We start from the raw sequence: 11,073 nt of genomic DNA on the forward strand, positions 1-11,073 counted from the left end.
ATGATATGAATATAAAATGATCAGTGCAATAGTTACCGTTTCAGCAGGACCTGTTGTTCATAGTTTTTAGCTTCGGTTAGCCATTCCTCACGAACGGGAACGCCGTTTTGAGCGCAATAGTAATCCCATACAGCCCCAAACGGATAGGATTTAAACTCTTCGACCAAGGCAAGGCGTGTCGTGAAGTCTCTTTCCTCTTCGGCTTTTTTCAGTTCCTCAATCGGTTCCAGCATGGCGCGAAGCAGCGCTTTGATGGTATTGCGTGTTCCAATGACCCAAGCAGCCACATGGTTAATGCTTCCATCAAAGAAATCAAGGCCGATATGAGTGCGGGAGAGCAGCTCACCGCGAACCAGCTCACGGGCAATGTCCAGCAATTCGTCGTCCATCGTCACGACATGATCGCTATCCCAACGTACAGGTCTGCTGACATGGAGCAATAATTGATCGGTAAACATCAGCACAGAGGACAGTTTGTTCGAAATAACTTCTGTCGGGTGGAAGTGACCGGAATCGAGACAGATAGATTTACCCCGTGTCAGGGCGTAACCCATATAGAACTCATGAGAGCCGACGACATAGCTTTCCGAACCGATGCCGAACAGTTTACTTTCAACTGCATCGATGTTGTAATCTTGACTAATTTCCTCACTGAAAATCTCGTCCAGAGCGTCCCGCAGACGTTCTCTTGGAGCCAAGCGATCCACCGGGGTATCCTTGTAACCATCCGGCATCCAGTGGTTTGTGACACATGGCTGACCGAGTTCTTTACCGAAATGTTCTGCAATCCTGCGTGATTTTTTACAGTGTGTGATCCAGAAATCGCGAATATCCGGATCCTTGTGACTTAGTGTGAAGCCATCCTCCGCTTTGGGGTGGGAGAACAGGGTCGGATTAAAATCAAGTCCAAGCCCTTGCTGTTTGGCCCAGTCTACCCAGTTCTGAAAATGGCGTGGCTCCAGTTGATCCAAATCTACTTGTTCTGTAGTATCCGCATAGATCGCATGCAGATTAACCTTGTGTTTACCGGGGATGAGCGATAGAGCTTTTTCTAAATCCTGACGCAGCTCATTAGGCGTGCCTGCTCTACCTGGGTAGCTGCCTGTTACGGCAATTCCCCCGCTAAGCTGTTTATCTTTGAACAGGAAACCCTGCACATCGTCTCCCTGCCAGCAATGTAGTGATATTTTAATTTGTGAGAGTTTCCGTAAAACGTCATCCACCTGAATACCGTGGCGGGCATACAGCTTTTTCGCTTCGTTATAACTCGCTTCAATGGCTTCGTTCATGACTTTACTCCTTTATTGAGATATGTGAGTAGGGGATGTTGCTTGTATTTTGAGGCGTTCCCAGCGATCCAGAAGCTCTTTCATGCCTTCCACTGATTGCGGCTCATATAGCCGAGTCGGGAAGGAGTTAGCTATGGTTCGGCCAGCAGCTTTCAGATCTCCAAGAGCACCAGAGCTGATTAATTGCACGACAATATTGCCGATGGCCGTCGATTCGGAAGGTCCTGCCTGAACCTCGATTTCTAAAAGGTCGGCTGTTAGCTGACATAGTAATTCGTTGTTTGCGCCTCCGCCGACAATGTGCAATCGGGTAATCGTTTCGTCTGTTAAACGTTGTAGCTCATGTAGGGTATCCCGGTAGCTTAAGGCCAGACTGTCGAAAATACAGCGGGCAAGCGCGCCAGGTGTGTGCGGGATAGGCTGCCCGGTTTCTTCACAGAACCTCTGAATCTCAAGGGTCATACTATCTGGATTTAAGAATGAGGACTGGTTGCAGAGGACGAGACTGACAAATGGTGTCTCTGCTGAAGCCAATTCGGCCAATTCAGCAAAACTATGTGCAGAGCCTCCCTCTCTTCTAACCTCCTGAATCATCCATAAGCCCATAATATTTTTCAAAAAACGGTACGTATCGTAAGCGCCCCACTCATTGGTGTAGTTCGCCTGCATAGCTGTCTTGGTATTCAAGGGTTGGGATCGTTCCATACCCAGTAGCGACCATGTTCCACTGCTAATATAAGCCCAAGACTCTTCCCGCGGTGATGGAACACCTGCAACCGCTGAGGCGGTATCGTGCGTAGGCACAAGGATGAGTTGGCAGTCTGGAAGATCGTACTTCCGAACAAGCTCCGGCAAGATGGGGCCCAGGACGCGTCCAGGCTCAGCCAGCTCCGAAAATTGATTGCGCCGAAGCTGGAGCAGGGAGAGCAGATCCTCATCAAATTCTCGGGTGTTTACGTTGAGAAGCTGCATCGTGGATGCATTGGTCATTTCATTGACCATAATGCCAGTCAAGCGATAGTACAGATAATCGGGAACCATCAATATTTTATCTGCCTGGGCGAGTTGTTCCCGATCATGGACGAACAGCTGATACAAGGTATTAAAGTTTAGTTCCTGGATGCCCGTTTTCTCATATACATCCTCTCGGCTGATGAGCTGGTGCAGCTTATCGGGGGCTTGTAGAGTGCGTGCATCGCGGTATGCGTACACCTCATGTATGCGATGACCTTCCTTATGAAGTAACACGTAATCTACAGCCCATGTATCAATGCCGAGCGTACAGGATTCAATTCCATTTTGCTTAGCCTTTTGCAGTCCTTGAATGATCTCATCAAATAAATTGTCTATATTCCAGTAATTGTGCCCGTGCCTCTCAGTAAAGGAGTTGTTGAAACGATGAAGCTCTTGCAAGTGAATTTGTTCACCTTGTAGAGTTGCACTCACGAGTCTTCCGCTTGAAGCTCCAATATCAACAGCAAGATAGTTGTTCATATCTAATCTCCTTGCATGGTGAAGTCCTGGCAGCCTGCAAGTCTGCCTTTTGTTTCTTAACTAATTCCATACTACTTCCGTTTGTCTGTGTAGTCAACAAAAACGGAAGTAAAAATCTTGGTTTTACCTTTGAAATTAAAAATAAAATTAAAAATAAATATTGTTTTGTATTGTTTTTCGTTTTTTAATATCTGTTTTCTACTATATATATACCTCAAACAGGGATCGGTGTGTTGCTGCGATATTCAAATTGTGGAAGGTTCTCCAAATGCCGCTGTTTGTATGAAAAATAGTCTTGAAACCGCCCGTCAGAGGGTGTAGTATACAAGATATCAATTTCATATGACTCGTATAATATTGGGGATATGGCCCAAAAGTTTCTACCGGATGACCACTGTAATCGTCCGACTATGAGTGATAGCGCATCAGCTTCGGATGAATGCGGGCATTTTATTTGTGCGCCAATCCGTCAGGGATTACGACCCCAAGGACAGGCTTCACTTGAGAAACGACTCAAGGGAGCTTGTCCTTTTTTGGTTTTCGCAGGCTTTATTCTATTTTAAAGTACAGAGGAGCGATATTCGCATAATGAAAGCTTTGGAAGAACGTATTCGTCAAGAGGGACAGATTTTATCCGATACGGTGTTAAAGGTAGATTCATTTTTGAATCATCAGGTGGATACAGCATTAGCATTGGAGATTGGTAAGGAGTTCGCACGCCTGTTCGGCAATGCTCCGATTACCAAGGTACTTACCATTGAAGCTAGTGGCATTCAATTTGCGATGGCTACTGCTATTGCCTTGGGGGTACCGTTCATTTATGCGAAGAAAAAGAAGGCGATCACGCTGAATGAACAGGTATACTTCGCAGAGGTTCATTCATTCACTCGGCAGGAAACCTATCAGGTGAGCATTTCCCAAAAATATCTCGATGCTAGCGACCATGTACTGATCGTGGATGATTTCTTGGCTACTGGTGCAGCTTTGGTCGGACTTACGGATATTGTGAAGGAAGCAGGAGCGGAACTGGCCGGAGTCGGCTGTGTAATTGAAAAGAGCTTTCAGGAAGGCCGCGGGTTGTTGGAGCAAAGGGGCATTGCCGTACGTTCTCTTGCGCGTATCGCTTCCATGGCACCGGGCGAAGTCCATTTTATAGAGGAAGCTGGCATGGTGATTCCTCCCGTTAAGGAGAATGTGGGATGTTAAGTAAACAAAAATTATTTGCGCTGGGCTTCCAGCATGTCATGGCGATGTACGCCGGAGCCATTGCTGTTCCTCTGATTGTAGGGGGAGCACTTCACCTGACGCCAGCCCAGATGGCCTATCTAGTGGCTGCTGATTTATTCACTTGCGGGATTGCTACATTATTACAGATTATGGGCACACGCTTTTTTGGAAGTAGATTGCCTGTCATTTTGGGCTGTACGTTTACGGCAGTAGGACCCATTATCGCAATTGCTTCGACCTCAAATCTGGCGACAGCGTACGGTGCCATCATTTTGTCCGGTATATTTGTGGTGCTTGCGGCACCGCTATATGGCAAACTGTTACGCTTTTTCCCAACAGTGGTTACCGGCTCGGTCGTTACGATTATCGGTCTATCCCTTATTCCGGTGGCGATGAACAATGTAGCGGGTGGTCAGGGCAGCGCGGATTTTGGACAGCCGCGTAATTTGCTGCTGGCACTGGTTACACTACTGGTTATTCTGCTTGTCAATCGAGTAGCTAAGGGCTTTTTACGCTCGATTTCCGTACTTATTGGTCTGTTCGCAGGTACTGTAGTCGCCTATGCGATGGGAATGGTGCATTTTGCTCCCGTAGCGGATGCTTCATGGGTGAGTATTGCGCAGCCGTTTTATTTTGGTAAGCCAGAATTCAGCATTATGGCGGTATGCACGATGATTATCGTCAATATTGTCAGCATGGTCGAGTCTACGGGGGTTTATCTGGCAGTAGGTAAAGCGATTGATCAGAAGGTGGAACAAAAGCAAATCGTCAATGGACTTCGTTCGGAGGGGCTTGCGATTATGCTGGGCGGTATATTTAATGCGTTCCCTTACACAGCCTTCTCGCAAAATGTGGGTCTGATCTCGCTAACTCGCGTCAAATCGCGTAACGTTATTTTTGCTGCGGGCGGCATCATGGTCGTTCTCGGTTTGCTGCCTAAGCTGGCTGCCTTGACGACAGTGATTCCTAACGCTGTGCTGGGCGGGGCAATGATCGTCATGTTTGGCTCGGTTGCTGCATCAGGTATGTCTATTTTGTCAGAAGTAGATCTGCGGAAGGAAAGCAATCTGCTGATCGCAGCATGCAGTATTGCTGTAGGCCTAGGCTCAGCTGTTCTGCCGCAAATGTTTGACCAACTGCCGAGCTTTGCCAAAATGCTGCTGCAAAATGGTATTGTATCGGGCTCGATTACGGCAATTGTCTTGAACATCGTTTTGGCAAGAAAACAAGGTGAATCGGTCAAAGGTGTAAATGTCTCGGAGGTTCCACAGAAGGTTTGATGAATAGGAAATAAACCAAAATAGCCGGAGAAAGGGTGTAGCCTCTTTTCCGGCTGTTTGGCATGGGGTTACCCAGAGCGAGTTATTTATTAAGTAGCATGAAATTATTGATAAAACCCTCTTTCTGTATGAAGATCGGGGTTTGAATTTTCGAAGTGAAGTCATAATAGTACACGCCGCGTCCTTCCTCCTGATTCTTCAGGGAGGTGCTGCCTAAATAATAGACCCCCTTGCCGTCCGGGGACATATAGATGAAGCTGCGGGATGAAATGGGCAGCTCTAGTTTGGTGCGTTTTCCAGTTGTAATATCGACAAGGCTATACTCGGGGTTGCCGTGATTAATGAAACGAGCAGTCACTAGAAGTAGCTGATCATTACTGCTGGACATTGACAAGATTTGTTCATTTTTAAGTGTGATCACAGTCCGCTCTTGTTTAGCATTATTGATCTCTGTAACTTTGTAGTTTGGAGGTCTTGAAAAAGTATTTTTTTTGGAGGCAATGTTGAATTCTTTACGTTGTTCCTTATCTGAATACTGTGTATTATAAATTGCTTTTTTTGCTGGATTATAGGTTATAGACCAGGTGTGTTCATCTTGATTTTCATCGTGCAAAAACTGCATGGTATGAGTCGATTTATCGTAGAAAATTGTTTTAAGTGTACTTTCTCCTTTTTTAACTGCAGCTAGGACAAGTGGACCTTCTAGAGTAGTTGGTACTATGCGATTAATGGCAAATAAATTATTGGATAATTGTTCGGTTTTTTTTGAATTTAAATCGTATGAAAATAGTTGGTCTCCCTTATCATCCACATCAGCAGAGTAATAAATTTTGTGATCAGGTAAGTACACCACAGAAAGTGGGTATTGGGAGGTATAGGGTACGTCGGCCAGCTTGGTCATTTTCTTACTGCTCAAGTCGTAAGTCATAACTCGCATAACCATGCCTTGATCTGTGTTCTTCCCATTCACATACTCTGTATAAGTCATGGATAGATATTGACCTTGTTCGACTGGAGCTGACTTTTTGCCTGATTGGATTTGTTTGGTTGGAGTTGATGGAGTAGAAGCTGGAGAGCAGGAAGGTAACAGAGTTAGAACAACCAAGGAAAGTATAAAAATACGATAGGTGCTTGTTTTCAAAAGGAAACATCCTTTCTAAAGATGAGAGATTTACCAAATCAAATATGATAAATAAAACAGGGAAGGACAGGGCAGTAGCCCTATCCTTGTTTCATCTGAAGATATTAAAACGAATAAAAATATCTTCCGGAAAATGAGAGAGACGAGCTCCATGTTAAGCCTAAATCCTGTACGCCTGTTTTCCAAATATCAATGACTGCATCTGGAAGGCTTCCATTATCGGCCTTAGTGAAATCATGTACATTGTTGTTGTCAATATTTCTTACAGAGATTCTTGTTCCAAACTCCGGGTTATCAATAGCCCCTTTCGTTGCACAATCGCCTCTTTTGAGTGTGTTGGAATTCTCACCTGTAGAGTCCGTAAAGTTTGTTCCTCTTCCCGTGCCTTGAACCTTGCCGCTTGATGTGCCAGTGATGACAATTTCATTATTATGTGCTCCGTATGTATAAGTCCCTGGTGCTTTGCGTGTTCCGCGTGGTAGTGCCTGAAGTGTGACATTATTAGTAGTAATCGTATTTTCCTTTTGATCAGGCAAGATAATATCTTTGATGTAACCTTCACCATCATAAATTACTTTTAAACCAGGCTGGGGGTCAGGGTTGTCAATATGATATACCGGTAGTGACTTGGCTTCTTCTTTGATTTCCTTAATAAGTGCTTCTTCTTTCTCTAGCTCAATTTGTTGTTCAGCAGTAAGTGGGGCAATAGCAGCTAGAGATTTTTGTGGTTCAGGTACTGGGGTTCCCTTTTCTAGTACAACCATATTATTGTTCTCATCATATTGGATGATTGTACCGGCCAACATCTGGTCAGGAATTTTCTCTCCTTTCTCAGCATGAGAGATTGCTGGACTGACGACTCCCCAAGAAATGAGTAACGTTGCAGCCAGAAAAGCTTGTGGTAGAAACTTCACTTTCATACAAAGCGCCTCCTTGAAAAATTTGTAAATCCATAGATAGCATAAATGAGCTTACATACTATGTCAACCTTTTAATGGTATATATGAATATAACTAGCCATATTTGCATTAGCAAAAGTTCATTAGTCTGATATATACGGCATTTAATGACATAACAGCAGAATTGATCGTCCATCAGGAATAAGAAGCGGAGGGATACCTCGAATAAATATTAGAAAATTGATATTGTACTAGATGAATTTGCTAAAGCGGTAGGAAGAGGCATAATATAACCCAGACTATGGATTTTGAATAGTGGTGGATGTTTCGGACCACGGTGCAGCTTCCCGAAAGGGGAGTGAGGCAAATGGTCACCTTGTATCGTGCTACGATGTGCTGGGTCGGAAATTTCGGAACAAGCGAAAACCCACCGCGTAATTAGGTTGGCCCCTAACGGTGGGTTTCGTTCGCATTAACATTCAGTTATGCAGCGCGCCGTGGTGGTGATCCACAGCCTTTCAAATCCTAGGAGTCTTGCCGTTGGCGCGGCGAAGGCTCTTTTTAGTATACGGATACGGTAGATATCTCTATACCTAATTTTAGCACGTGAATTGCGTGCATGCAATGAATAGTCACAGCCTTGATTCTCATCGTATCATTCAAATTTAAAATATTACGCTGCATTTGTTGACAAGCCAGTAGCAACAAAATAAGATAATCCTAATTCGTAATAAAAAGGAATAAAGGAAGAAAACAGGTGTGAGCCGGACAACTCTATATACGAGGTTTTGTTGAGACGATGTAGATAGTTGTTGAGCGTGTTCACTTAAAAGGGAAGTTCGGTAGATTCCGACACGGACCCGCCACTGTATACAGGCATCAGCAGGGTACTGCTGGAGCTTTCAGAATAGCCACTGGAACTGTGAGGAACCGGGAAGGCCTGAAAGATAAGCCTGGAGTCAGGAGACCTGCCTGTTTTGACATCACTGTCAGACCCACGGGATGCTGGGGAGGTGGTTAGGCGTGCTGCATACGGAATGTCTGAAACCGATCTGATCCCTTCTATGTTTTTGGAGTTGGCTTTGAGGTGAGTTTTGACATTTTATAATGAAAGCATTTCTGACTGCTGGTCAAGTGGTTGGGAATGCTTTTTTCGCGCTTTGCGTTAGGTTTATACGATATTTTACAAGATAGAGGAGGAAATGTGGGATGATAGGCAATCGTAATAGGCGTTCATGGTTCATATGTACAGGATTGCTGCTGCTGATGGCAGTTATGGCTCTTTCGGGATGCGGCACAGCCACGAAGACGGAGGATAGCTCAGGCAAGGGTGAGAATACGCCTGCACAACAGACTCCAGCAGGTAAAAAGCTGGTGATGGCGTATACGTGGAAACCGTCAGGCGTCGATCCGCATGGAGACAATAGCTGGGATGTGATGCGTTCCGGTGCCGGTGAGACACTCATTCGTTTGAATGAAAAGTTGGAGCCTGTGGCTTGGCTAGCCAAGGAATGGAAGCACGACAGTCCTAACGTGTGGACGTTCAGCTTGCAGGATAGGGTCACTTTTCATGATGGAAAGAGTATGGATGCAGCAAGCGTAAAAGCATCTTTGCTGCGCTCTATCGAGAAAAGTCACCTGGCGAAGGATTTACTGGATGTGAAGTCCATTGATGTAAATGGCCCGCTGACGCTGAAAATCACGACAAACCAGCCGAATGCAGCGCTGGCATCCAATCTGGCTGATCCGTCAACGATCGTGCTGGATGTGGCATCCATGAAAGATGAGCAGAGCTACCCTGCAATGACAGGTGCTTTTAAAATCAAAGCCTTTAACAAGGATCAATCCTTGGTCGTAGAGCGTTATGACGGATATTGGGGCGAAAAGGCACGACTGGCTGAAGCAACGATGGAATTCATTACGGACGGTAATTCGCGCCTGATGGCGTTACAATCCGGTGAGGTGGATGTAGCGACGGATATTCCGGTAGATAACGCAGAGGTACTAAAAAAGAACGACAAGCTACAAGTGCTGTCGGCTCCGTCCTTGCGTACCCATATGATTGTGTACAACATGGAATCGCCTGTGTTCAAGGATGCGACCAACCGTAAGGTGGTGGACAGTCTGATTCCGCGCGCATCCATTGTGAGCGCCGTCATGAGGGGCTTCGGTACGGAAGCAAGCAGCCCGTTTCCGAGTATTCTTCCCTTCGGTAAGATTGAGCGTAAAGCATTGAACGGAACGACAGAGCAGTTGTTGACGAAGGATGGCTGGCAGAAGGATGCCCAAGGCACATGGTCCAAGCAGGGCAAGCCATTCGAGGTTACGCTGCTGACCTTCCCTCAGCGTCCGGAGCTATCCGTCATGGCTGAGGTGATTCAGAGCCAGTTGCTGAATGAGGGAATCCAGGTCAAGATTCGCAAGGTGGAAAATATCGACGAGGCGTTGACCAAAAACGATTGGGATTTTGCTATGTACAGCATGCTCACGGCCCATACAGGAGAACCGCAGTATTTTATGGACATGTTCTACTCCTCTACAAGTGAAGCTAATGTAAGCCGTTATGCTTCCAAACCGCTGGAGGATATTCTTCACAGCCTGAAGTTGGCAAAGGATACCGCACAGCGTAATGCGGTAACACTGCAAGCGCTGGATATCATCAATACAGACTTGCCGCAGTCGTTCATTGTACACCCTGACAATGTGTTTGGCGTGAAAAAAGGGGTAGATGGCTTTACGCCGCATCCGATCGAGTATTACTACATTACAGCGCAATCTGATATTGCGGAATAACGGGCTACGTATCCTATGATTCGTTTTATACTGGAACGTGTGGCGCAGCTGCCCATCATTGTATTCGTTGTATCCACGCTGACTTTTGTACTGATGAGGCTGGCCCCTGGTGACCCTGCCCTCATTTTGCTCACCGCGCATAATGTTCCTGCTTCTGGGGAGGCGCTGACCGCGCTGCGAAACGAACTGGGCTTGAATGAGCCGCTTCATATTCAATATGTGAACTGGCTGCGGGATGTGTTCACGGGACATTGGGGAACCTCATATGTGTCCAAGGAGTCGGTGCTAAACGAACTGTGGAGCAGACTTCCCGCTACGGTGGAGCTAGCTTTGGCGGGCTTTGCCGTCATGACGGTGCTTACGCTTGGGATGGGGCTGGCTGCCTCGCTAAAAGTCAGCGGTCCACTAGATCGTCTGGGCAGGCTGTTCGCTTTGCTGGGATCGTCGATCCCTTCTTTTTGGCTTGGTTTTCTGCTGATCTATCTATTTTCCGTTCGCTTGGGCTGGCTCCCATCCATGGGAAGGGAGGACTGGACACATTTAGTACTCCCAGCGCTGACGCTTGGTGCAGGATTGGGAACGGTGCAAGCTCGTGTATTGCGTGCTCAAATGCTGGAGCTGAGTGACCGCAATTTTGTGAAAGCAGCGAGGGCTCGTGGTTTTTCCCGTATGCATATTCTCTTTTTTGAGCTATTTAAACATGCCGTTCTGCCAATGATTACGCTGTTAGGTACGAATCTATCATTTATGCTGGCAGGTAACGTCATCGTAGAGACCATTTTTTCATGGCCAGGGTTGGGCAAGTATTTTATAGATGCAATTACGCAGCGGGATTACCCGGTGATTCAGGGATATGTTATGTTTGCCGCATTTTTAATTGTAGGTGTTCAGTGTTTGGTGGATGTGGTCCAGACGGTGATAGATCCAAGGCTGCGTTTGCGTTAAGGGGG

General features: G+C 46.1%; 8 protein-coding genes and 2 riboswitches. Of the genes, 4 read left to right on the forward strand and 4 right to left on the reverse strand.

What is annotated here, in order from left to right; genetic code table 11:
- Positions 1-32 precede the first annotated feature (32 nt).
- Positions 33-1,289: an L-rhamnose isomerase gene (gene rhaA, locus ACXHJ2_RS24870; RefSeq protein WP_165082093.1), complete on the reverse strand. Its 1,257-nt coding sequence runs from the start codon at positions 1,287-1,289 to the stop codon at positions 33-35.
- Between the two features lie 12 nt (positions 1,290-1,301).
- Positions 1,302-2,783, reverse strand: a complete 1,482-nt coding sequence (rhaB, locus tag ACXHJ2_RS24875; protein ID WP_165082091.1) for a rhamnulokinase — start codon at positions 2,781-2,783, stop codon at positions 1,302-1,304.
- Positions 2,784-3,110: 327 nt separating this feature from the next.
- A riboswitch (purine riboswitch) is annotated at positions 3,111-3,214 on the forward strand.
- Positions 3,215-3,371: 157 nt separating this feature from the next.
- Between rhaB and ACXHJ2_RS24880 the strand changes: the two genes are divergently transcribed.
- Positions 3,372-3,989, forward strand: a complete 618-nt coding sequence (locus tag ACXHJ2_RS24880) for a xanthine phosphoribosyltransferase (protein WP_025675736.1) — start codon at positions 3,372-3,374, stop codon at positions 3,987-3,989.
- Positions 3,983-5,290, forward strand: a complete 1,308-nt coding sequence (locus ACXHJ2_RS24885; protein WP_016822599.1) for a nucleobase:cation symporter-2 family protein — start codon at positions 3,983-3,985, stop codon at positions 5,288-5,290. Before ACXHJ2_RS24880 ends, ACXHJ2_RS24885 begins: the two co-directional genes overlap by 7 nt.
- Before the next feature lie 82 nt (positions 5,291-5,372).
- Here the strand turns inward: ACXHJ2_RS24885 and ACXHJ2_RS24890 are convergent, their stop codons facing one another.
- Positions 5,373-6,431, reverse strand: a complete 1,059-nt coding sequence (locus ACXHJ2_RS24890; protein WP_165082061.1) for a hypothetical protein — start codon at positions 6,429-6,431, stop codon at positions 5,373-5,375.
- 104 nt (positions 6,432-6,535) lie between these two features.
- A complete protein-coding gene (locus ACXHJ2_RS24895) occupies positions 6,536-7,351 on the reverse strand; it encodes a hypothetical protein (RefSeq protein ID WP_238791067.1) in 816 nt (271 codons plus the stop codon).
- A gap of 765 nt (positions 7,352-8,116) precedes the next feature.
- A riboswitch (cobalamin riboswitch) is annotated at positions 8,117-8,320 on the forward strand.
- A 219-nt stretch (positions 8,321-8,539) separates the two neighbouring features.
- Between ACXHJ2_RS24895 and ACXHJ2_RS24900 the strand changes: the two genes are divergently transcribed.
- Both ACXHJ2_RS24900 and nikB read left to right on the forward strand, forming a co-directional pair.
- Positions 8,540-10,123: an ABC transporter substrate-binding protein gene (locus tag ACXHJ2_RS24900; RefSeq protein ID WP_165082089.1), complete on the forward strand. Its 1,584-nt coding sequence runs from the start codon at positions 8,540-8,542 to the stop codon at positions 10,121-10,123.
- Between the two features lie 15 nt (positions 10,124-10,138).
- On the forward strand, positions 10,139-11,068 hold the full coding sequence (gene nikB / locus ACXHJ2_RS24905) for a nickel ABC transporter permease (RefSeq protein ID WP_129550236.1): 930 nt from the start codon (positions 10,139-10,141) through the stop codon (positions 11,066-11,068).
- The last annotated feature ends 5 nt before the right edge of the window (positions 11,069-11,073 follow it).

This window comes from Paenibacillus sp. ALE3 (genome assembly GCF_054113405.1).

What these genes read in the sequence shown, in the direction of transcription:
- rhaA (WP_165082093.1), bottom strand. Translation starts at nt 1,289, where the DNA reads ATGAACGAAGCCATTGAAGCGAGTTATAACGAAGCGAAAAAGCTGTAT.
- rhaB (WP_165082091.1), bottom strand. Translation starts at nt 2,783, where the DNA reads ATGAACAACTATCTTGCTGTTGATATTGGAGCTTCAAGCGGAAGACTC.
- ACXHJ2_RS24880 (WP_025675736.1), top strand. Translation starts at nt 3,372, where the DNA reads ATGAAAGCTTTGGAAGAACGTATTCGTCAAGAGGGACAGATTTTATCC.
- ACXHJ2_RS24885 (WP_016822599.1), top strand. Translation starts at nt 3,983, where the DNA reads ATGTTAAGTAAACAAAAATTATTTGCGCTGGGCTTCCAGCATGTCATG.
- ACXHJ2_RS24895 (WP_238791067.1), bottom strand. Translation starts at nt 7,351, where the DNA reads ATGAAAGTGAAGTTTCTACCACAAGCTTTTCTGGCTGCAACGTTACTC.
- ACXHJ2_RS24900 (WP_165082089.1), top strand. Translation starts at nt 8,540, where the DNA reads ATGATAGGCAATCGTAATAGGCGTTCATGGTTCATATGTACAGGATTG.
- nikB (WP_129550236.1), top strand. Translation starts at nt 10,139, where the DNA reads ATGATTCGTTTTATACTGGAACGTGTGGCGCAGCTGCCCATCATTGTA.